General features: G+C 38.2%; 21 protein-coding genes. 3 read left to right on the top strand and 18 right to left on the bottom strand.

Annotated elements, in window-relative coordinates:
• Positions 1 to 26: 26 nt before the first annotated feature.
• Positions 27 to 1,469 (bottom strand): Fe-S cluster assembly protein SufB, encoded by a 1,443-nt coding sequence (gene sufB, locus ACTS4L_RS04480; protein WP_440615568.1) that lies wholly within the window; start codon positions 1,467 to 1,469, stop codon positions 27 to 29.
• Between the two features lie 39 nt (positions 1,470 to 1,508).
• A complete protein-coding gene (locus ACTS4L_RS04485) occupies positions 1,509 to 1,964 on the bottom strand; it encodes an SUF system Fe-S cluster assembly regulator (RefSeq protein WP_440615569.1) in 456 nt (151 codons plus the stop codon).
• Between the two features lie 713 nt (positions 1,965 to 2,677).
• Here ACTS4L_RS04485 and ACTS4L_RS04490 point away from each other — a divergent pair.
• Positions 2,678 to 3,889, top strand: coding sequence for an MFS transporter (locus ACTS4L_RS04490; RefSeq protein ID WP_440615570.1), 1,212 nt, complete (start codon positions 2,678 to 2,680; stop codon positions 3,887 to 3,889).
• Here the strand turns inward: ACTS4L_RS04490 and ACTS4L_RS04495 are convergent.
• The 7 genes from ACTS4L_RS04495 to bioB all read right to left on the bottom strand — a co-directional run bounded on the left by ACTS4L_RS04495 (position 3,886) and on the right by bioB (position 10,255).
• Complete coding sequence (locus ACTS4L_RS04495; protein ID WP_440615571.1) at positions 3,886 to 4,056, bottom strand: hypothetical protein; 171 nt, start codon at positions 4,054 to 4,056, stop codon at positions 3,886 to 3,888. The genes ACTS4L_RS04490 and ACTS4L_RS04495 overlap by 4 nt on opposite strands.
• A 1-nt stretch (position 4,057) precedes the next feature.
• Positions 4,058 to 5,521: an amino acid permease gene (locus ACTS4L_RS04500; protein WP_440615572.1), complete on the bottom strand. Its 1,464-nt coding sequence runs from the start codon at positions 5,519 to 5,521 to the stop codon at positions 4,058 to 4,060.
• A gap of 252 nt (positions 5,522 to 5,773) precedes the next feature.
• Entirely contained in the window at positions 5,774 to 6,427 is a 654-nt protein-coding gene (gene bioD / locus ACTS4L_RS04505; protein ID WP_440615573.1) for a dethiobiotin synthase, read from the bottom strand.
• A 271-nt stretch (positions 6,428 to 6,698) separates the two neighbouring features.
• The gene (locus ACTS4L_RS04510) at positions 6,699 to 7,478 is read right to left on the bottom strand and encodes a methyltransferase (RefSeq protein WP_440615574.1); all 780 of its coding nucleotides are present in this window, start codon (positions 7,476 to 7,478) and stop codon (positions 6,699 to 6,701) included.
• Positions 7,472 to 8,140: a hypothetical protein gene (locus ACTS4L_RS04515; protein ID WP_440615575.1), complete on the bottom strand. Its 669-nt coding sequence runs from the start codon at positions 8,138 to 8,140 to the stop codon at positions 7,472 to 7,474. Before ACTS4L_RS04515 ends, ACTS4L_RS04510 begins: the two co-directional genes overlap by 7 nt.
• Positions 8,137 to 9,309, bottom strand: coding sequence for an aminotransferase class I/II-fold pyridoxal phosphate-dependent enzyme (locus ACTS4L_RS04520; RefSeq protein ID WP_440615576.1), 1,173 nt, complete (start codon positions 9,307 to 9,309; stop codon positions 8,137 to 8,139). Before ACTS4L_RS04520 ends, ACTS4L_RS04515 begins: the two co-directional genes overlap by 4 nt.
• Positions 9,290 to 10,255, bottom strand: a complete 966-nt coding sequence (bioB, locus tag ACTS4L_RS04525; protein WP_440615594.1) for a biotin synthase BioB — start codon at positions 10,253 to 10,255, stop codon at positions 9,290 to 9,292. The genes ACTS4L_RS04520 and bioB overlap by 20 nt, the downstream gene beginning before the upstream one ends.
• 119 nt (positions 10,256 to 10,374) lie before the next feature.
• Here bioB and bioA point away from each other — a divergent pair, with 119 nt between their 5' ends.
• Positions 10,375 to 11,649, top strand: coding sequence for an adenosylmethionine--8-amino-7-oxononanoate transaminase (gene bioA / locus ACTS4L_RS04530; protein WP_440615577.1), 1,275 nt, complete (start codon positions 10,375 to 10,377; stop codon positions 11,647 to 11,649).
• A 270-nt stretch (positions 11,650 to 11,919) separates the two neighbouring features.
• Here the strand turns inward: bioA and trpA are convergent, their stop codons facing one another.
• From trpA to ACTS4L_RS04550, 4 genes are all read right to left on the bottom strand, one after another.
• On the bottom strand, positions 11,920 to 12,702 hold the full coding sequence (gene trpA / locus ACTS4L_RS04535) for a tryptophan synthase subunit alpha (protein WP_440615578.1): 783 nt from the start codon (positions 12,700 to 12,702) through the stop codon (positions 11,920 to 11,922).
• Positions 12,695 to 13,876 carry a tryptophan synthase subunit beta gene (trpB, locus tag ACTS4L_RS04540; RefSeq protein WP_440615579.1) on the bottom strand — a complete coding sequence of 394 codons (1,182 nt, stop codon included), beginning with the start codon at positions 13,874 to 13,876 and terminating at the stop codon, positions 12,695 to 12,697. Before trpB ends, trpA begins: the two co-directional genes overlap by 8 nt.
• A 114-nt stretch (positions 13,877 to 13,990) precedes the next feature.
• Positions 13,991 to 14,911, bottom strand: coding sequence for an FUSC family protein (locus tag ACTS4L_RS04545; protein ID WP_440615580.1), 921 nt, complete (start codon positions 14,909 to 14,911; stop codon positions 13,991 to 13,993).
• Positions 14,898 to 15,965: a hypothetical protein gene (locus tag ACTS4L_RS04550; RefSeq protein WP_440615581.1), complete on the bottom strand. Its 1,068-nt coding sequence runs from the start codon at positions 15,963 to 15,965 to the stop codon at positions 14,898 to 14,900. Before ACTS4L_RS04550 ends, ACTS4L_RS04545 begins: the two co-directional genes overlap by 14 nt.
• Before the next feature lie 151 nt (positions 15,966 to 16,116).
• Here ACTS4L_RS04550 and ACTS4L_RS04555 point away from each other — a divergent pair, with 151 nt between their 5' ends.
• Positions 16,117 to 16,980, top strand: coding sequence for a MurR/RpiR family transcriptional regulator (locus ACTS4L_RS04555; RefSeq protein WP_440651749.1), 864 nt, complete (start codon positions 16,117 to 16,119; stop codon positions 16,978 to 16,980).
• A 15-nt stretch (positions 16,981 to 16,995) separates the two neighbouring features.
• Here ACTS4L_RS04555 and guaA read toward each other — a convergent pair whose 3' ends face one another.
• The 5 genes from guaA to ACTS4L_RS04580 form a co-directional block, all read right to left on the bottom strand.
• Positions 16,996 to 18,546 (bottom strand): glutamine-hydrolyzing GMP synthase, encoded by a 1,551-nt coding sequence (gene guaA, locus ACTS4L_RS04560; RefSeq protein WP_440615583.1) that lies wholly within the window; start codon positions 18,544 to 18,546, stop codon positions 16,996 to 16,998.
• A gap of 122 nt (positions 18,547 to 18,668) precedes the next feature.
• Complete coding sequence (locus ACTS4L_RS04565; RefSeq protein ID WP_440615584.1) at positions 18,669 to 19,550, bottom strand: LysR family transcriptional regulator; 882 nt, start codon at positions 19,548 to 19,550, stop codon at positions 18,669 to 18,671.
• A 5-nt stretch (positions 19,551 to 19,555) separates the two neighbouring features.
• Positions 19,556 to 20,455 (bottom strand): LysR family transcriptional regulator, encoded by a 900-nt coding sequence (locus tag ACTS4L_RS04570; RefSeq protein ID WP_440615585.1) that lies wholly within the window; start codon positions 20,453 to 20,455, stop codon positions 19,556 to 19,558.
• A 215-nt stretch (positions 20,456 to 20,670) separates the two neighbouring features.
• Positions 20,671 to 20,775 (bottom strand): hypothetical protein, encoded by a 105-nt coding sequence (locus ACTS4L_RS04575; protein ID WP_440615595.1) that lies wholly within the window; start codon positions 20,773 to 20,775, stop codon positions 20,671 to 20,673.
• 190 nt (positions 20,776 to 20,965) lie between these two features.
• A complete protein-coding gene (locus tag ACTS4L_RS04580; protein WP_440615586.1) occupies positions 20,966 to 23,926 on the bottom strand; it encodes a COG1470 family protein in 2,961 nt (986 codons plus the stop codon).
• Between the last annotated feature and the right edge of the window lie 75 nt (positions 23,927 to 24,001).

Raw genomic sequence — 24,001 nt, forward strand, 5'->3', positions numbered from 1 at the left:
AATGCTTTTGCACCTAGTTTATTTCACTAGCCTATTGCACCCTCTAGGCTAACTTCCATCAATTTTTGTGCTTCAACCGCAAACTCAAGGGGTAATTTTTTAAAGACATCTTTACAAAAGCCATTGACTATCATTGCCACGGCATCTTCTTCTGACATGCCGCGTTGTCGACAATAAAAAAGCTGCTCATCAGAGATCTTTGATGTCGTTGCTTCATGTTCAATTTGCGCTGATTTTGATTTGTTCTCAATATACGGATAAGTATGCGCACCACACTCATGCCCAATAAGTAAAGAGTCACATTGTGAAAAATTGCGTGCATTATCCGCTGTTGGCAGGATGCGCACTAACCCACGATACGCATTTTGCGCGCGTCCCGCGGAAATCCCTTTTGAAATGATCGTGCTTTTGGTATTTTTGCCCATATGAATCATTTTGGTGCCGGTATCAGCTTGTTGCGCATGACGCATTAATGCCACAGAATAAAACTCACCGACACTGTTATCTCCGCGCAAAATAACCGATGGATATTTCCATGTAATAGACGAACCGGTTTCCACTTGTGTCCATGAGATCTTAGCATTACTTCCCATACACACTCCGCGCTTAGTCACAAAGTTGTAAATTCCCCCTTTGCCATCTTTATCTCCAGGATACCAGTTTTGTACAGTGGAATATTTAATTTCAGCATCTTTTAATGCAACCAACTCAACTACCGCCGCATGCAACTGATTTTCATCACGCATCGGGGCGGTGCACCCTTCTAAATAACTGACATAACTGCCCTCATCAGCAATAATTAAGGTGCGTTCAAATTGCCCCGTATTTGAGGCATTAATCCGAAAATAAGTTGATAACTCCATCGGGCAACGCACGCCTTTAGGAATATATACAAATGAGCCATCACTAAATACAGCAGAGTTTAATGCCGCAAAATAATTATCCGTTTGCGGTACCACTGAACCAATATATTTTTCAATAAGCTCAGGATATTTCTGTAATGCCTCTGAAATTGGGCAAAATATTACACCCGCTTCAGCGAGCTTCTCTTTAAAGGTAGTCACCACAGAGACAGAATCAAATACCGCATCTACAGCAACACCGGCAAGCATTTCTTGTTCATGCAATGGAATCCCCAGTTTGTTATAGGTCTCAATTAATTCTGGATCTACTTCATCTAAACTTTTCGGCTTATCAGCTGCTGACTTGGGCGCCGCATAATAACTAATCGCTTGATAGTCAATTGGCTCATAATCAACATGCGCCCACGTTGGCTCTTTCATCTCTAGCCATTTATGATATGCCTGCAGGCGCCATTTAAGCATAAATTCAGGCTCATTTTTGCGCTTGGAAATCTGCCGAATAATATCCTCATCCAAGCCGTCACGAAAACGCTCTTGTTCAATCTCAGTCACAAAGCCGTGCTTATATTCCTGATCAAGCATTTTATTTATTTTTTCATCCGTCATGTCGCATGATCTCTTTACTGGTTTGTTACTTAATTTCTTTTACTTAGTTTGTTTTATATTATTTACTTTGTTTGATACTTTTAATTCATCCACTGACGTATTCATTAACTCTAGCACCTTAAAGCCATTTAATGTCTCACGCACTTTTTTATTAATCACATGCCAATAGCCACCCATATGACAATCATTGACAGAACATGACACAAATCCCGCACTGCAACACTCAGTAAAAGCAAGCTGCCCATCAATTGCTTCTACAATATCAAGCACTGAAATTTCACTCACTTCAGAAGCCAAAGTATAACCACCTTCAGCGCCGCGCTTGGCAAGCAATATGCCCTTTAGGCTTAGCAGCTTAAGTAGCTTACGCACAGTCGGCAAATTCAACCCCGTAAGACCAATAAGGTCAGTGGCACTGTATAATCCTTGCGGATTCTGCGCAAATTTAAGCACGATCATCACGGCGTAATCAGCAAGTTTACTGACTTTTAACATCAAAATAGTACTGACTTGGTATCATATGCGCAAAGGTTAATGGGTTTTGATGTTTGTGTCAACGGATTAAGGATTTGTTTTCCAGCAATGACAATATCCCAATCCACTTTGGTTATATTAATAACACTACCTTTAGGCTTTAGGAGGATCACTAACCATCCATGGCAGCTTCGCACTGGATCCTCACGCCATCCTGACTCAGGATGACAAATCATAGGATGTCATTGCGAGCATGGATGCGTGTCAATCCATTTTGTCAGGGATGGTTAATTTAACTTCATTGCAAACCCTATATTTACAAGCCACCTCTTAAGGTAGTAACATTACTTTGATTCTATAAGCATTGGCTGAGCGTAAGTCGAAGCCTCTATGGAGTGTGACTTTCCTTTAGCCGTATTGACAAGAATGAATGGATACAAAAAATATTTTGCATTTTGTTTTTTTCAAGGTAGTCTATCTTCCTAATCACTGATCTTTCGGGCAAGAAAAACTTAAATGCAGCACAATAAATATCTAAACACACAGTTATCTAGCTCAAATGACTGTGCTGCTATTTTCCATCCTATTTGTTGTTGTCGATGTATTAAGCCTAATTAAGTTTTGCTGCACTTCTATTTACTCTATTGTTAATCATGTTCAGCTTATCTTTAATTAGGCATCTTAATCTTTCATATTTTAAACGTAGAAACATAACCAATAAACAGGACAACCTTATGTTTAGATCAGTATTTTTATTTATTTTAGCCGCACTGTTTCTTTTTTTTGAAATGGCACTTCAAGTCTCACCTGGCATTATGACCGAAAATCTAATGAGTAGTCTGCACATTGACATATTCTGGCTTGGCGTCACCTCTGGCGCTTACTTTATTACCTATACTTTAATGCAGATTCCGGCAGGTCTTATCTATGATCGATTCTCTGCACGCAATGTGATTATGTTGCCCCTTTTGATTTGCGTCATTGGCGGATTTCTGTTTGGATTAGCACCAAATTTTTATCTTGCAGCTTGTGCACGTATTTTTATGGGCTTTGGCTCAGCTTTCGCCTTTATTGGCGTGCTTGTCGTTGCTAGCCACGTCTTTAGCAGGCGCTATTTCACCCTAATTGCCGGTGTTACGCAAATGCTTGCAGCATTGGGTGCCATGTGTGGCGCTTTGCCACTGATCCCACTGATTGATCACCTTGGCTGGCGTGCAACGATGATGATTATCAGCAGCTTTGGTTTGATTCTCTTGATTATCATGTTTTTCTATTTAAAGCTTCCTAATAAACATTTAACAACAAAACCCGTGACAAGCTCATGGCTTGCTTTTAAATCGGTTGCGCGCCAATCGCAAACGTGGATGATCGCAATTTATGCTTGTTTATTGTGGATGCCAATGGCCGTTGTTGCCTCACTTTATGGCATTCCTTTTGTTGAGCAATACTTTAACGTTCCTTTTTCAGTCGCCGCAACTGTGGTTACGTTTATGTGGATTGGTATTGCCGTTGGCAGCCCTTTGTTTGGGTTTCTTGCCGACAAAACAGAGCATATCAAACGTGTGCTTATACTTTGCGCACTACTTGGTGTCATTTCTTTTGGGTTTATTACACTAGCACCAATTAATAGCGTCATAATCCTTGTCATATTGTTTTTTGCCGCGGGCGCTGCATGTGCGGGACAAGCATTAAGCTTTTCTTTGGTTTCACGCAATAATCAACTAGAGCATCGAGCCACTGCCATTGGTTTTAATAATATGGCTGTTGTTATTTCTGGCTTTATTTTTCAGCCATTTGTTGGCTATGTCATCCGTGCAAGTCAGTTACAACCCACAACAAACTACCTATATGATGGTTCAAGCTACCATAATGGTATGATGGTTGTGTTATTTTCCTATTTTATTGCTACTGTTGCAGTTATCTTCCTTATCAAACAAAAAGCTTAATATGTGACAGGCGATATTTTGACACTTTCGATATCCAAAAGCCCGCCAAGGCTATCATTGGCACCTGTTTCTACAATTCTAAACTCTTTAGTGGTACTGTTATCTAAATTATCAAGATCAATTGAAATTGTTTGCCATTGTTTATTAAAGTCACATTGATTTCTCAATTTAAAACGCGCTTTGATGGGCTTCTTTATGGAAAAAATCAATATCTGATGTCGCAGAGCGTGCAAACTTGGTACGCTTACGCCATTTGTAACCAAGATACAAAATAATAAATAGAATAACACCACTATATGTCGCAAAGAAAGCGCCCCACGTCGCAGTGCCTGATAGCATCTGCTCAACTTGCGCACCAAACATCATAATCACCAAAGCAACAATCGAAATAATAGGTCCATATGGATAAAATTTTGACTTATAAACCAAGTCATCAAGTGACTTCCCCTGTTTGATATACGCGCGGCGAAAACGCAAATGGCTAATTGAAATACTTAACCAACCAATATATCCAGATAAACTAATTAAATTAACGAGCCAGTTGAAAATTGCGCCATTGCCGATGAAAGATGCTAAGAAAAACGTCGCTCCCAAGATCGATGTCACTAATACACCAATCACCGGCACACCACGACGGTTCGTTTTCGATAAGACTTTAGGCGCTTGTTTTGATTTAGATAAATACCATAACGTACGTGATGAAGTATAAATACATGAATTTGCAGCTGACAATACTGCCGTAACTAACACAATATTAACAAGCGTTGCAGCATAGGTGAATCCCGTACTTTGAAACACCATCGTAAATGGACTCATAGCCACATTAGATTCAGGGTTTGCCAACCAACTTGCCGTATATGGCACCAAAAACCCGATAATGCCTAATGCGCATACATAAAATAAAGTCAAACGCCAGAATGTACTACGAATGGCTTTGGGTATTGCTTTTCTTGGATTTTTTGCCTCGCCTGCAGCAACACCAACGATTTCTGTCCCTTGGAATGAATAACCGGCAATTAAAAACACACCGAGTATCGTAAATATTCCACCATTAAATGGCGCATCCGCAACATGCCAATTACTAAAGCCAACGGTATGACCATTCTCACTAATACCGAAAATAGCCAGCGCACCAACCAAAATAAAAATAATAACAAATGATACCTTTATAAAGGATAGCCAATATTCTGATTCACCATACATTGAAACTGAGAACAGGTTTACTGCAAGAATAATAACAAAGAAAATCGCACTCCACATCACGACAGGGGTACCCGGAAACCAAAACTGCATCAAGAGTCCAGCTCCTAATAAGTCAGCAGAAATAGTCATTGCCCAGTTAAACCAATAATTCCAGCCCATGGCAAATCCAAGTGCTGGATCAACAAATTTTTCTGAGTACTTATTAAAAGACCCTGTACATGGTGCGTATGTTGACATCTCACCTAGACTAGTCATTAGCATATATACCACAATCGCAACTAATGCATAACCTATTAACGCGCCACCTGGTCCTGCCTGTGAAATGGCTGAACCACTGGCAAGAAACAATCCCGTGCCAATAGTACCACCTAACGCAATCATCGTTAAATGGCGCGTTTTTAAATCACGTTTCAATTTAGTTGATTTCATACCTTCCCCTTTTTAATGTAACACACTCGAATTTAAGTGTACTTGATAACATTCATTAATATCCTATTAATTATCCTTATAGTAATTTACCGAAAAAAATGAGCATGTGCGATAGAAAATATCTTAAATTTTATAAAATTTATCTAAAAAAATAAAAATACATGATTAAAGAAGGAAATAAACCAACAATAATCAAAATAAGGCATATCTTATAATGAAACTAAACTGCTGACATCATTATAGGTTAACTATTTACAGATCAAACTGAATATCTGCTACTTTTGAGGTTGTTAACATTTGCTCCAATGTTAAAATATTTTCTTGCAAAACAGGCATATCAGGATTAATGCAATTAGCGACCCAACCAATATAGGGTATGTGTTGCTGCTTAAGATAGTGTTCAGTTAACAAGGCATGGTTAATACAGCCAAGCTTCATACCAACGACTAAAAGCACTGGAATATCCAAAGCTTTTAAATAGTCCGCCCAGGTTTCATTATAGTTTAATGGTGTTAGTAGTCCGCCTGCGCCTTCGATAAAAGTAATATCACTGTTAATTTGCTCTAAAGAATGCTTGGTTTGCTCAACCAATTTTTCAACAGTTAACAATGTATTGACTTGTTTTGCGGCAATATGCGGAGCAATGGCAGGTTCAAAAACATTAGGGTTTATTACTTCATAAGGAAGTGACACCGAAGATGCTTCTTGTAAAGCCAAAGCATCCTCATTAACTAAGTGACCATCTTTAATAAAAGCGCCTGATGCCATTGGTTTTAATCCAGCAACTGTTAAGCCCTGATTTTTTAATTGATTCATCAAGTGAACACAAACGTAAGTTTTGCCCACTTCAGTATCTGTGCCGATAATAGCAATTTGCTTATGTTTTGTTAATGATGTTATGTTCATTTATTTTCCTTATTAATTATTTTTAAAAGGCATCTCATAAAGGGCGTATGCAATACGCCCCTACGAAGGTCTTGTAGGGGCAATTCACGAATTGCCCGACATATACCACACACCACCGTAGAGGCAATTCACGAATTGCCTGATATATACCACACACCACCGTAGTGGCAATTCACGAATTGCCTGATATATACCACACACCACCGTAGGGGCAATTCACGAATTGCCTGATATATTTGCCATCGTAACAGGGGTAATTCATGAATTACCCCTACGGAAATTGTTTGGCAATCACATATATTCCAATCTCATAACTTAACGTTGTCATTTGATCATTATCATCACGCAAATACCCCAAAAGCATTCTCATCTGCGGTCTTTCACACCCCAAATAACTATTCACACCGGTACTTTTCAAATGTTTGAGCTGTGTCTTCCTATTTAAAAACTCTAATTGAATGCTTTGCTTATCAATATTTATACATTGCCAATCAAACATCTTAAAAAGCGCTTTGACTTTATCATGACTTATAAACTGATTAATACGCACCACATTTTTAAGCTCATCAAAAGTACCATTAAGTGGAATGGAAAATGCCAACACACCATGTATAGATAATATTTGATTGATGCGCTTAAGTAACGTCAACAAACAATCAGACCACTGTAACGCCATATTGCTATAGATAAGGTCATATTTTTTTTGAGGTAATGCTTGCCAGAATTGTGACTGATTAAAATCACCCTGTATAAAGTTAAAGCCCCTCTTTATGGGCAAATGATCAATTTGAATTTCTTTGGCTTTATCAATTAAAATATCAGCAATATCAACTGCATCATAAGACAATGGCATTAGTTGTTTTGCGATATCCATACTAGCAACACCATCACCGCAGCCTAGCTCTAATATATGCTTTATATTTCGATTCGTTTGCTCAAGATGCTTAAATACCATGTTTTTTAAATTTTGATCGACCTTGCGTTGCACTTGATCGTGCTGATGGTAGCTATCTTTAGCGGCACTAAAGCTTATGCATGGTGATTTTAGCATCCGCTTACCTCACTCTCTGCAAGATGCAATAAGCCTAGATGGCTTTGATTCTTTGTCAGCTTACTATTAAGTAACTTTGCCAAAGATGTACTATCAACAATCGCATCTTCTTCTGCCAAAAATACCTTAACGCCAGTTTTATCACACAAAGCAAGTGCATCCGTTACTGGCATCATTTGAGCAAAGTCAAACATCCACTTTAAATAGTTTAATTGACTGTGATATTGTGCTTCATCTGTTAAAAGGCAATACGACTCTACATCTTTAAGCCTATCAACCTCTGGAAAAGCAACAAGCTTTAAAAACTTTTGTGCCAATCTATTTGGATTTAATTGATATTGCCTTATAAACGCTTGTTTTTTCTCATCACTGGCAAACTGCCATAATAATGGCAACCCATAGCAGTAAATACTTTTATCTTTGACATTCAGCTTATTTTGTTGAATGAGTCTCAAAACCCACAAACCACTATGTGACCATGCGTGAATAACTTCAGCTTTGGCTAATTTCACTGATAATTCTTGTAATATTTGCTCTTCGTTTGCACTCTTAAAACAAGGCATATCTATACACTGCGTTGATGATATTTCAGGATAAAATACTTGCCATAGATTCGCCTTAAAGCCCCAGCCTGATAGAAATAAATGATTTTGAATACTCATAACACACGCACCAATTGATCCAATAATGCGTTTATATCACGTGTATCATGTAGTGCGCTTAGTGATATGCGTAATCGTGCACTATTTTGTGGTACTGTTGGTGGACGAATGCATGAAACATAAAAACCTTTATCTTTAAGCAGATTTTGTATGTTTTGCGTTTGTTGATTATCGCCAATGACAATACTGCGAATTGGCGTCAAATCATCTGACACAACATTAAGCCCAAGCTTCTGCGCATATTGGTTAAAAAAGCTAATATTTTCAAACAATTTTTCACGCAGATGATCACTATGCATAATAAGATTTAAACTCGCATTTAAAGAGGCAACAACGGGAATGGCAAGTGCCGTGCTATAGATATAACTGCGAGCTGTTTGTATTAATAGCTCAATAAACTCATCACTTGCACAAACAAATGCACCCATAGCACCTAATGCTTTACCGCATGGCACGATCATGACAGGCACATCATTGAAAGTTAAACCCGCATAGTCTACCGCACCTCTACCTGATTGACCTAACACACCAAAACCATGCGCATCATCAACAATAAGTTTAGTATGGTCAACATTGGCAAATCTTCTCAAAGGTGAGATATCACCATCCATACTAAAAACACCTTCGGTGATGACATACTTAGCTTCTGGGTGTTTTTGAAGGATGCTGTGCAAGCTGTCAATGTTTTGGTGCGGATAACGCTTTAAATTAGCACCTGATAAGGCAATACCATCCAAAATAGAGGCATGAACTAATTTATCCGCAACTATTGCCTGAGCATCTTTTGCCCCTTTACCTTGCATTGCCAACAAACTCATTACGGCTAAATTGGCATGGTAACCAGAGTTAAACAGCAAAGCACGTGGATAGCCTACAAACGCCGCCATATTATGCTCTAGCGACTCAATGAGATAATGACTTCCTGAAACAATCGCTGATGACGTGCTACCAACACCATAACATTCAATTGCTTGTTGCGCCTTTTTTTTAACCTCTATATGTTGCGATAATCCCAAATAATCATTACCACTAAAATTGATCAAAGCATGCTGATCAATATGAATAAGCTTATCTTTTATTTGGGTAAATACGCGTTGTCGATAACGCCCGTTTTGTTTAATTGCCGTTAAATAATCACTGTAACGCGCATCATTGGCTAACAAGCTCATGATGCTCCTCACTGTTTTTTGTTACTTTAAAGCCAAGCGTATTAAGCAGTTTTAGATCATGATTCTCTGAAGGATTCTCTGCAGTTAATAGCTTATCACCATAAAAGATAGAGTTCGCTCCCGCTAGAAATGCTAAAGCCTGCATTTCATCACTCATTTGCGAACGACCTGCTGAAAGCCTGATTTTTGAGCTTGGCATTAAGATTCTTGCCACTGCAATCGTACGTATAAAATCAAAAGTATCAATTTGTGCTTTGTTTAATTGATTGCCCAGCGGTGTTCCTGGCACTGGAATCAATTGATTGATTGGCACACTCGCAGGTGGTGTTTTTAAATTCGCCAATGTTACCAACATTTGCAAGCGATCATCAATCGTCTCTCCCATTCCAAGAATGCCGCCACAACAAACTTTCATGCCGGCATTTGACACTTCCTCTAGCGTATCTAAGCGTGATTGATAATCTCTGGTGCTAATAATCTCTTGATAAAACGCCTCTGAAGTATCCAAATTGTGATTGTAATAATCAAGGCCTGCATCAGCTAATTCTGTAGCTTGTGCTTTGGATAACATCCCTAAAGTCATACAAGTCTCTAATCCTAGTGACTTAACCGATTGGATAATTTCAATTAATTGTGGCATCGCTTTCTCCGGTGGATTGCGCCACGCAGCACCCATACAAAAACGCTTGGCACCAAGCTCTTTGGCTCTTTGGGCTTGTAACACAATACTCTCTACATCCATGAGCTTTTCTTTTTGAACACCAGCATTATAATGACCACTTTGCGGGCAATATTTACAGTCTTCAGGGCAGCTTCCTGTTTTAATACTCAGTAATACACATAACTCAACCTCATTGGCAAAATTCGCACGATGCACTGTTTGTGCTTTGAATAGCAATTCATTAAATGGTTTTTGATATAAGCTTTGTGCATAATTTAAATCAATCATTGGCATTATTATCCTTTATCCTTTGTTTTTCACATTGCGATACTTTTACATCGGCAACAATCTAGATATACTTGCCACTTTAGTCAACTTATAATTTAATTAAGGTTTACAAAAAGATGTATTCGACCAATCTTTGGCACCCTTGCTCACAGATGAAGGATTATGAAACCTTCTCGCCACTTAATATCACCAAAGCCAAAGGTAGTTTCATCTACCACAACGACAAACCAATCATTGATGCGATCTCAAGTTGGTGGTGTAAGTCATTGGGGCACAGCCACCCAGATTTGCAGCAAGCCTTAACACAACAACTAGGCACACTTGAACATACGATTTTAGCGAATACCACCAATACAACCATTGAGCAATTAACGCAAAAGCTCTGTCATCTTACCCATACTGATAAGGTACTCTTTGCCAGTGACGGTTCATGCGCTGTTGAAATTGCGATGAAAATGAGTATTCATGCGCGCGTTATCAAAGGACAGACAAACAAAACCCATTTTGCCGCACTGCAAAATGGTTATCATGGCGAAACTTGTGCCACCTTAAGCGTCAGTGATTTAGGTCTCTATAAGCGAGCGTATCAATCGCTGTTATTTGATTGCACTTTCTTACAGGATATCCCCTATGTCGCCGGTATTAACGACCCACTTTGGCATAATGCACAAAGCGCTTGGCAAAAATCACAACAACAATTAGAGATGGTCAAAGATAAGTTAAATGCGGTCATTATTGAGCCACTGATTCAAGGCGCTGGAGGTATGCTGATTTACAGTAAAGATTATCTAAAGAGACTCGCCAAATGGTGCAAAGAAAATGATGTTTACTTAATTGCCGATGAGATTATGACAGGCATTGGACGCACAGGCAAAATGCTCGCCTGTGAACATGCTGATATTACGCCTGACTTTATCTGCTTATCTAAAGGCATTACTTCGGGCATGTTGCCTTTGAGTATTTGCTTAACACATAATGAAATTTATGCGTTGTTTTATGATGATTATGCAACACAAAAAGGTTTTATGCACTCACATACGCATAGTGGTAATACGTTGGCCTCAAGAGTTGCTTTAGAAACGCTACATATTTTTGAACGTGAGCACATACTTGACTATGTTAATAAAACGTTAGCGCCAACGATGTATAATATGATGCTGGAAATTGCTCAAAACACTCAAAAATTGCATAACGTTCGCAGTCTAGGCGGCGTGGTTGCCGCTGATCTAAAAACCACTGAACCACGCGCGGGTTATAGACTCTATCAAAAAGCCATTGAATTAGGTGCATTAATGCGCCCATTAGGAAATACTATTTATTGGTTGCCTCCATTAAACACTGAGATTAAGACAATTAATAAGCTAGGAGAAATATTGCTAGAGGTGTTATAAAAAATCAATCTATAAACGGTTGATTGAGCGCCAGTCGAAACCATTAGTTTCTTTTCTTTTTCCCCTTCGACTTCGCTCAGGGAACGGCAAAGGTATAATCGTTGGCTGAGCGCCAGTCGAAGCCATTAGCTTATCTTCTTCCCAGAGAGTGCAACGTGCAATAAAAAATAAGTTGAGCTGCAATTACCCCCTCACCCGCGCAGCAGAAGCTGCGCGACCTCTCCCGCAAGGGGAGAGGTAAGAAGTTGAGTCAATTTATTTTATTATTGCTTACCTGAATGCCTTAATAAACTGACGTATTTTCTCTGCTGCTATCTTTGTGTCATTTAAATGTTGCTCAATTAATGACGTAAAATAACTGCCAACAATCGCCGCATTGCCACCTGCTTGCCATACCGCTTTGACATGTTCTGGTTTTGAAATACCAAACCCTACTACCATTGGTTGATCAATTAACGCTCTTACCTGCTTAATTCGTGCGATGGTTTGAGGCGCAATCTCACTTTTAACACCGGTCGTACCGAAACCACTTAAGACATAATTAAATGCACTGCTGCGATTAGCCAGTTGTTTGACCCGTTCATCGCTTGAGTTTGGCGCAACCATTTGTACCGCGCCAATATTATATTTCTTAAGTAAAGCTTCGTGCTCTTTAGATTCTTCCAAAGGCAAATCTGCGCAGACCACGCCATCAATGCCAACACTTTGTAATTTTTGATACGCGCTTTCACCTTGCTTAAATAACAAGTTGTAGTAAATCAGTAAGCCGATTGCAACATCAGGATACTTTTGGCGAATAATACTCAGCATCTCAATGCAGCGATCAAACGTTATGCCTGATTTCAGTGCCCTTTCCATTGATCGCTGATTGGTGGGACCATCGGCAATTGGATCAGAAAATGGGAAGCCAAGCTCAATTGCCTGAACGCCTGCATCAATTGCTGTGCTAATGATATGTAGGCTTTCATCAAAATTAGGATCACCTAAGGTGAAAAATGGCATAAATACTTTTTTGTCATGATCGTTAAATAATTTGTCGAATCGATTACTCATCAGAAAGTCCTTTATATCTAAAATAACTCTGTAGATCTTTATCACCACGCCCTGATAAATTGACTAAAATAGTTTTACCTTTTAATTGTGACTGCGCCAATTGAAACGCCAATGCCAATGCGTGCGCTGATTCAAATGCAGGAATAATACCTTCTTTCTTTGAAAGCTCTTCAAATGCAGCAATGGCTTCATTATCGGTAATGGTAAGATAAGTCACACGCTTTGTCTCTTGCAAATAAACATGCTCAGGGCCAATACCTGGATAATCCAATCCGGCTGAAATCGAATAAGGCTCTTTAATCTGACCATCTTTGTCTTGTAGAAATAACGATTGCATCCCATGAAATACACCTATTTCACCTTTATTCATCGTCGCTGCATGCTCACCGGTTTCTAGCCCTTTGCCGGCAGGTTCCGCACCATAAATAACCACCTTAGCATCGCTTAGAAAACCACTAAATATGCCAATCGCATTACTACCCCCGCCAATACACGCAATCACAGCATCGGGTAAGGAATTATTTGCTTTAAGCATTTGCGCACGTGCTTCTTTACCTATAACCTCTTGAAAGTAACGCACCAATGCCGGAAATGGATGCGGCCCTGCTGCAGTGCCAAAACAATAATAAGTATCTTCAGCATGTGTAATCCAGTCACGCATGGCATCATTGATTGCGTCTTTTAATGTCGCACTTCCTGAGGATACGCTATGAACCTTTGCACCAAATAATTTCATGCGCTCAACATTTGGCTTTTGCCTTGCTATATCAACAGCCCCCATATAAATCTCAACTTCAAGTCCAAGCATAGCACCTGTCATTGCAGTTGCCACCCCATGTTGACCGGCACCCGTCTCAGCGATAACGCGCTTTTTACCAAGGTGTTTGGCCAAGAGCATCTGCCCAATGGTGTTATTGGTTTTATGCGCACCACCATGCAACAAATCCTCGCGTTTAAGATAAATATTAGCGCCATATTTATCTGATAAGTTACGTATATAGGTAATTGGTGTTTCGCGCCCTGCATAGTTTTTTAATAGCCGTTTAAACTCCAACTGAAAAGATTCATCTTGTTGAATGGCGATAAATCCTTTCTCAATCTCTGTCAAAATTGGCATCAAGCTCTCTGGCGCATAACAGCCCCCGAATTGTCCGTAGCGTGTATTTAATTGCATAAATTAACACTTAAATTAAGCATAAGTGCAGCTACGATAACATGCTTTTTATCAACGTACAAAAGAATTTTGCAATCACGTATCGATACACAGATGCAAAGCTATAGTAATCAACTATTTTTTAGCTGGACTATTGGTCATTTTTTCAAACAAAGCATACTCATTTTTTAATAGATCAAAAAACATTGCTAATTTCTGACGACAAAAACGCTTTAATTTCTGATTGCTTTGACGGTCATCTAGTAGCAATAAAGCACGATAAACAAACATAAGCTCACGCATCGTTGACAGCAGTACTTTAATGATATTAATTTGCGCCTTATTAAGTTCTGTTTTGGTATTGATAAAATTTTCAACAGCATGTTTTTCCTGCAATGCTAGCTCATCTATAAGAAGTCTTAACATCCCCTTATCTAGCACTTGATCAAAATCATTACCCTGATCATTAGATACTTTTTCTTGCTCTACTGTTTGCATTAAAAACATTTCAATAATCTGCTTATGCGTAAGATAAACCGATGAAAACTCCACATAAAATTTTTCTCTTAAATTACTTTGTCTTAACACTCTGCTGATTAGCAGAATAACTAGTGCACCTATCGCAATATCCAATATGCGTGCAATAAGTAACGACATATCCCAAAAAGATAAGGTGCCAATAAACATCACCACAAAAATACTGCTAAAGAAAACACCTACGGCATAATGCACCACACTAAAATAAAGCGTGTACAGCGCCAACACCAAAATCACGGTGATAATGACATAAAATGGGACATATAAATTTAATATATAATACGCAACTGTCCCAACAAAACAGCCTAAAATCGTATTGATAATAACAGCTTTGGAGCGAAATAAGACTTCTCTTGCATGCACGCTAATGCTGATAGACACAATGGCTAAAACACTCCAATAATTACGTTGTAAACCAATAGCCTCAGTGAGAATAATGGCAATCAAACAAGCGCTTGCCACTCTAATGGCTAAAAGCTTATACGCAGGTAATGCATTTAACCAATTAGCGAATCTCATCTGCGGCCTCTCTCAATGACAACGCTGTACTATGCAAACTCTCAAGAAGAAGTAATATCTCAAAAATAAGCACTTGACAGCCTTTCAACGTAGATGCGGTTAACACCTCTTCTTTAAAGTGATCACTGTATGCTTTAAACTGATTTAGTTGACGTTCAAAGTCCTCATTTTCATTTATTAAAAATACCCAAACTGCAAGTTTAGTTGACATATAGATGATATCTTTAAGTGCGGTTTTTTTAATAACCCTTTCCGCGATATCTGACTTTCTTTTGGATAAAGTATAATAGAAAAAAAGTAAACGAAAGGTGTTTTGCACTAAGCTATGATAGTGACCATAGCATTTATGCCAAGCGATTTTTCGCTTTGGCAGAATAATCCAACTCGCACCTTTACTATGCAGTGTCATCAAACGTGCACTGACTTCTTTGTTGGTTTTATCTATATCAAAAGCATCAGTATGTACATCAAATACCATGTGTAAGATGTAGCGCGTTTCATTTTGCAACAAAATCGCATGCATCTGTAAAGTACGTAATAACTGCCTTGGGGTATCCCATGGTCGCAACATTAATACCAACACAAAGAAAGCAGTGCCAACACACAGTAGACTTATATATAATTGGGTCAAATCCTGTTTAAGCACTGGCAATTGAATCGATGATATTGCCAACACAATCACTAAATAACCAGGAAACTGATTAAATATAGGGTCATATTTCCTCACCCAAAAAGCATAATATGCACAAATAATTAACAAAGTGAAACTTAACAACTTATAGGGATGCAACCAATAAGATACGGTTAATGCCAGAGCAAAGCCTACTAAAAACCAGATAAAAATTTTGCGTCGTGAATATATATCCCCGACTGCACAGACGATAGCAGCAAATGCCAGAAAATAAAATACCCAAATAATGACTTCATAGACAAAACCAAGGCGCCATGCAATCAGAAAATAGATAAGCATAATCGCACCAACTTTGATCACCATCGACAGCACATGTGCCCCAGGATCATTCTTTGATAAGTTGTATATAAAATGTTTTAGCATTTTTACTGTGATCCATGTTTATTATCTACACGCCATGCTATAATGCGTCCAATTTTTTTATGGTTATAAGCAAAACTTAATGACTCTGCAGATTATAGCGTTTAAAAGCTAAAAATGCAGTGACACCGCTGCAACTTAGGGGTACAAAATCGTGAGACATGATGAAACAATGTTAGAAAAACTTCAAAATGGGGAGTTTAAATTAAGAAAATCTGAGCAAAAAGTTGCGAATTGGATTATTGACAACAGCTATGAAGCAACTTCTTTAAACATTACTACCATTGCACAAAACATCGGTGTCAGTGAACCAACCATTGTCCGCTTTTGTCGCGCAGTTGGCTGCAAAGGTTTTCAAGAATTTAAGATTCGCTTTGCCGAAGAGTTAGCTCTTGGCAAAATCAGTGAATCCATCAATATTCGACTTGATGATTCTACGGCAGTTGTTAAAGACAAAGTTGCTCAATACGCGCGCGCTGCTATTGCTAATGTTGACCGTGAAATTGATGATGAGCAGCTTGAATTAGCAACACATATTTTGATTGACTCTAATAAAGTTGTTGTTTGCGGCTTTGGCGCATCAAACTGTACTGCGTTTGATAGCTTCCATAAACTCTTTAGAATGATGCCAAAAGTTGGCTATTATCCTGATATGCACATGTCAGCAATGGCAATTGGTTCTTTAGAGCCGGGGGATGCAATTATTGCTATTTCTAATAGCGGTAAATCTGAAGCCTTAATTAGTTTGTGTAAACTAGCACGCAGTAATGGCGCTAAGGTGATCACCATCACTGATCCTGGCTCACCGGTTGATCAAACAGCCACCGTGCGTTTAAACATTAAAAAACAAGTAGATACAGGATTATTTGTGCCCATGGCACATCGTTTAAAACAGTTAACAATTATTGACTTTTTGGTATATAACTATGCCAGATTGAACGAACAACGTGCCGCACAACGCTTAAAGAAAACAAAAACGGCGTTAACCAACCTAAAACAGCAACACAGTATTATTTGATATTTACTACTGGAGTTACTCCCATTCAATCGTACCTGGTGGCTTCCCAGTCACGTCATAAACCACACGAGAGATACCTTTAACTTCATTTACAATACGATTGGAAATCTGTCCGATTAACTCATAAGGCAAATGCGCCCAACGTGCCGTCATAAAATCAATCGTTTCAACCGCTCTTAAGGCAACCACATAATCATATTTACGTTGATCACCCATGACACCAACTGATTTTACTGGTAAGAATACAGCAAACGCCTGACTGACTTTATCGTAATAACCACTTTTCTCTAACTCTTGCATATATATCGCATCGGCTTGACGCAAGATATCAGCATAATCTTTTTTAACCTCACCCAAGATACGCACCCCAAGACCCGGTCCTGGGAAGGGATGACGATAAACCATGCGATATGGCAAGCCTAATTCAACGCCCACTTTACGTACTTCATCTTTGAAAAGCTCTCTTAACGGCTCAACCAGGCCAAGCTTCATATCTTCAGGCAATCCACCAACGTTATGATGTGACTTAATGACATGTGCTTTACCAGTACTGCTACCTGCTGATTCGATAACATCAGGATAAATCGTGCCTTGCGCTAACCATTTAGCATTTTTAAGTTTGGCTGATTCTTCATCAAAAATATCAACAAACAGATTGCCAATAATTTTACGCTTTTTCTCAGGATCATTAACGCCCTCAAGCTTAGCGAGGAACCTTTCTTCAGCATTCACACGCACAACATTGACATGCATATTCTCAGCAAATGTTTGCATGACCTGATCACCTTCGTGCAAGCGCAATAACCCAGTATCGACAAATACACAGGTTAATTGTTCACCAATGGCTTTATGCAGTAAGGCTGCAACGACAGATGAATCAACACCACCAGATAAGCCTAAAACCACCTCATCAGACCCAACTTGTGCTTTGATTTTTTGTACGGCATCTTCAATAATGCTCGCAGGATTCCATAATGCTTCACAACCACAGATCTTAAACGCAAAGTTCTCAAGTAACTCTTTGCCATAAGCAGAGTGTGTCACCTCTGGATGATATTGTACACCGTAATATGGCTTTGTTTTATGTGCCATCGCGGCAATCGGCGCGTTTTCAGAAGATGCAATGACCTCAAAGTCATCACCCAAAACAACCACTTTATCACCATGACTCATCCATACATCTTGAGTTTGTGGTACGGATTCGTATAAAGGGTTTGCTTTGCTTACTTCAATCTTGGCATAACCAAATTCGCGCTTATCCGATGAGGCAACCTCACCACCAAACTGATGCGCCATGGTCTGCATACCATAGCAAATACCTAATATAGGCACATTTAACTCAAATACACATTGAGGCGCTCTGACATGTGCTGATTCATTGACTGACTCAGGTCCGCCTGAAAGGATAATGCCACTGGCAGCAAAATCTTTAATAAAACTGACATCGACATCATAAGGGTAAATCTCACAATACACACCAATCTCACGCACACGACGCGCAATCAGCTGCGTATATTGCGAACCAAAATCTAAAATCAACAGTCTATGCTTATGTATATCTTGCATACAGGAAGTACTCATCACCACGTTAAAAACTGCCAGCGATTATATCATGCCAATAAAACATTGCATCCATTTGCTTGAAATTGACAATAAAAAGGCTAAGAACAAATAGGTCTTATTCATTACTAGAGCTCATTAACACACTGTAAACATACTCGTTCACATAGCTCTCTTAGCCATATATTTTGCACATTATGCTCAAGACGTTTAGGGTAAGCCAAAGTTACCGGAACTTTCGCTGTTTCAAATGGCAAAGGTATAACATTGAGTCCTTTGTATAAAGCGTAGTTTAAAGGTAAAGTTGCCACATATCGATCTTTTAGTAGCGAGACGATTCGATCAATCCTTGTGCACCTTAACTTTATATTTCTTGAATCTGGGTTTCCTAAATAGTTTTGAACAAATAAGTTATTCTCACTACTAATGCTGTGTGTAACATGTGGCAAGTTGATATAGGTCTCATAATCAATCGTTTTTTGTGGCAACGGATAGAGATCATAAGCTAGTACAAAACGATCTTCAGTAATGACTTTAATACCAAAATTTGATAAATGTTCGTAAAAGCCAATAATTATATCTGCTTTATCAAATTGATGTATGTACTCGTAGTTATAGATGCTCTGAAAAACCTGCAGCGAGATCACATGATCCTTATTGTAGCGCTGTATTTCATTGATTAATCGCTCTGCAATAACATCATAAGCAACTTCAATAACATGAATAGTAAATTGAGCAGGTGTTTTATACGGATCAAACTTCTGTAAATTTGGCAATATAGCAACAAACTCATGATTAATCTGTTGTAAAGTTGATAATATTGCATGTGCTTTTGCCGTAAGCTCCATATTATGACCGTTGCGTAATAATATTTGATCCTTAAGCTCATTGCGCATTTTATTCAACCGTAACGTCACGCCAGGCTGCGACATGTTCATAAGCTTAGCTGTTTTACTGATGCTACGCTCAGTAATGAGCGTTTGTAATACAATATAGTCTTTTATATCCATAAAATTTATGCTCCAAGCTTTAACTTAAGTTCACGTGCTTTAGTACGAATAACTTTGGCACATAGATTTCTTAACCATCGATTTTTAGCATCAATCTGCAAAAAATTTGGATATGACAACGCAATTGGAATCTCTGGTGTAAAAAAAGGTAATGGTAAATAAGCTAATCCATGATTTTTAGCAAAAGACTCACCGAGTGTCGCTGCATATTTCCCCTGAGCAATATGAGGGTAAGCAACATTTATATTGTTGGTGCGTAGCTTAATATTTCTAGGATCAGGTCTTGATAAATACTCTAAAAATGGATTACTTTCATCATCTTTAGCAAATACAATATGAGGTAGTTTTAGATATTGTTGCATGGTAAGTTTTTTAGTATTTTTCAACCCTGAAATCTGATGGACTAATTGATATTGATCCCAAGCGATCACTTCCTGAGTAAACCCTTTTATCGGATAAACCGTGCCAATAATAATATCGGCATTTTGAAAATCATATCGCCCTTCAATTCCTGCTTCTAATGGAAATACGGTAATGCGTACTTCATGCCGATCATTGACTTCATAAATTGCATCAATATATTCTTCAAAACAAAAATAGTAATGCCCATCAGACATATATAAATTAATAATACTGGGTGTGTTTTTAGCATCAAAATGCTCGATAGGATAAAGACTTTCAATGTTTTCATGTAAACGAGTTATTGCATTAGTAAGCGAAAGCGCTTTGGCTGTTAGCACCATCTCCTTGCCATCTCTCACTAATAACGGATCATCAAAGTACTTCCTAAGTTTATTGATTCGTGCGGTTACCGCAGGTTGTGATAGATTAATTTTCTCACCAACCTCCGTCACATTAGCACCCTCAAACAGTAAGCGTAAAATCCGTACATCTTCATTGTCCATCTTACATCGTCCTTCATATCAATGACTATACAGAGTATAGATGGCAATCATTAAATTAACAGCGAAACGATAAACAATTAAATATTCTCATTACTAAACGATAAACTATCCTAATGCAAGAATTGTGATCTACAGCAGAGTGATGGCAGTGCCACATATCTAAAATACGCGAATACATCTATAGTATTTCACCTTCCAAAAAGTGCACTGCGCATTTACTGACTCGGCATTTTAACGGCGACAGGGATTGATGAATTATTGGTTGTGCCATCGCCTAATTGACCAAAACCATTGCCCCCCCCAACAATATGCTTCTCGATTTAGACTTATACCACAAACAGTATTCCGCATGGCAGAAAAATTAAATTTTGACATGATATCCTCCTATTGTGGGTCTCAAAAAAATGAGCCCAATAAATTTCTCTTATAATGTGAAATACGATCTAAATAACGGATTTCATAAAATCAATTCTGCTAATGGAATTATTTAAGGATTTGATAATGAATGTTCTAGTCTTGTTGTACGATCGGATAATAATATTGATGCCCCAACTCTGATATCTGATAGCCCTCGCTAAAATTAGCTGATTCATAGCTTAACTCAGTCCATTGTTTGTCAACATATTCAAAAATGGATAACTTATTTGAATGCAGCGCTTGTTTTTTAACTTTTTCACCAATTAAAAGCAACTTGCCGTCAATTAGCTTCAGCGTTTTTGCGCTGGCCGCTGCAGCTGGAATTTCACTGAGTTCACGACAATGTAAATCATCACCAAAATGCCCATGCGTATAATCAATATCGCACTGAGCAATTTCTTTTTTGCTATGTCCCGCATCAACAAGCGCATAAAAAGACATGGCATTTGGCATTGCGTATACTGAGTAAATTTCTTTGTAATGACTTGGTAATAAATACGAAGCATCCGGATGATTAATAATTTTGTTATCATTTCTTTCAACTGGTCTACTTTGGTAGTTAAAGAAGTTAATACTATGCGAACCATCGTTTTGTGCATCAATCACTGCTATATAATCATCTTGCGAAAAATATAAGCTATGCCTCAAAACTCCTTCTGTTCTATATAAAACTTCGTCGTTTAATTCATTAAGCCTAACAAGATCTTTAGAAACCCCATATCCGGTATTATCTGGAAGTGAGTACATACGATTGTGTTGATCCATTAAAATTTTTAAATCATCGTAAGGTTTAACCTTACCCTCACCCTCTTCTATTTGATCTTCATGCCATGTATAACCTGACTTTGTTGGTTTTCCTACCACTCTGATAACTTTCTCTAAATAATTATCACTAACAAAAATTTGAATTTCATCAGCTGCATTAAATATTGCTCTAGCACCAAGGTACATATAACTGTTACTAGGAAAGCCAAGATTAACCCAAGCACCACCAATATTCTTTAACAATTCAATTGTTTTTCTATCTTGAAAAGTTTTATCAGACACAACTACAGCAAGTGTGTTATGCTCAGGATCATTATCAAGCCAATAAAGCTGTTCAATAGTACCTGGTGTATGTAAATACTTCGAAATCTCGTCACGATGAGCACCCATATCATCTAATAGATGATAAAGTTCATAAGAAGTGGCATTAACCTTTGGCATATCCACATATAAAACAGTATTTTTTTCTAAGTTAAATCTATAATCTTGACCCAGTGCATTAATCGTTAGCTGTGCTTGAGTAGTGTTCACATCACTTGGACTATATAAATACAATTGACAAGACTCACCTACTGCAAGATTAAATGTCTCATTATTTATCTCACAATAATTTGAACAATCTTTAGCATCACACCATGCTGTACCATAACTTGAAGTACCATTTCTCCCATTATAAAACACCACATTCTCCGGCAATAAATTACGATCTAGCTGAATATCTTTAATGTTAGCTTCACCATTATTAGTGAGCTTGATTGATCCCATATTTGATTGGGGTGAACCATCATTAGTCTCGACAATAATACTGCTACCGGCAGCGTTTATATAAAACGACTGATTAACGTCTGCAACTAAATTATTGGCTTGATCGATATGCAATACATATCCATCTGGTGTGACCTCTTCAGAAGCATGTATTTTGACCTGGCATGATTCTCCTACTGCAAGCGCTGTATTGAAACAATTTGACATTGGGTCAAGCGTTAAACCAGATATATTCTTATTTTCTTGCATGATGTTGAAATACGACATCGCAGGCAAATCGGCAGTAAATGGATCATCATTGGTAACATTAATCTCAAAAGTCTCACCCTGCTTAGCATGAACATCATTTTCTATAGACAAACTCACTGGGTCGATATCGATACTATTTTGAGAACTTAACTGATCACCACTCTCTGTTGTATAGTTAAAAATAATTTGAGCAGGTTTTGTGTAATCGTCTAGCTTAGCATGCTCACCTGCTTTTAACATCGTCCGACAAGATGCATGCGCTGCTAGTGTCTCTTGACAAGTATTATCTTCGATAACAACACTATTAGCTGTAATATTTTCAAGGGTGAACGAATCAATCTTTAAATTTGCATCAGTGCTATTAGTATAAGTGACTGTTTGTATCTCAGGTTTTTGAAATACAATATCATTACTATCGACAATCGAAATCGAAACTTCTAAATCAAGTGCATGCGTATCTTTAGCATTTGCTGCCTCAATCATAATATCGACTGTATCATCTTGATGCAGCTTAAGTGCATCTATGGTTTTTTGATCCACTGCTAAACTGAAACTAAAACTAAAATTTTCACCCGCATGCAATTCATCTACTTGAGCAGTTGAAACATTTAAAGCAATGTCACTTAACCACTTTGGCAATTGCATATTTAGGGCGTTAATGGTTGCTGATGAGTTATTTCGTACATCAACATTAACCACTGAACCTGGCTTAAGATAACGACTTGTTGTGATTGAATCCGATAGATCGATTAAGCGTGTATCATTTTGAGAGACAAACTTAAGTGATTTATTAATCACTAAATCTTCTGCATTATCTGATGTTCTTACGGCTAAAGTTAAGTGCTTATCTGTTTCTTGACCAACCGCTTCATTCAGTTTGGCTAAAAAAGCAATATCACATTGATCACCTGCTGGTAATATTTTACCTTTGCCTGTTTCATCAAAGCAGGTATTTTGTGGTAAGCTCAAATCATACCTTAATTCAACACCATCCGTTACTAGCACATTAAAACTCTGAATTTCTACAGCAGCATTATTGCTTCTTTTACCAATCGCACCAATCTTTACCTGCTCTACAACAGGATTCGTCACGGTATAGGATAAAACCGTTGTTTTACCCGATTGAATAACAACTGGTGCTTTAATTGCTTCTTTAGCTTGTAACTGCGCCTTTACTGGTGCTGGAATTGGCATCTCACCACCGCTGCCACCGCCACCGCAGCCAATAAGTGCTAATGAAAACAATAATGACGTATGCTTTAGATTAAATTTCATAGTTTCTCCTAATGTGATTGGGTAATGGGATAATAGTAATGTTTTTGCAGATCAAAATATGAACTATATTGAAGA

This window comes from Cysteiniphilum sp. 19S12-1 (assembly GCF_052030685.1).
Taxonomy (GTDB): domain Bacteria; phylum Pseudomonadota; class Gammaproteobacteria; order Francisellales; family Francisellaceae; genus Caedibacter.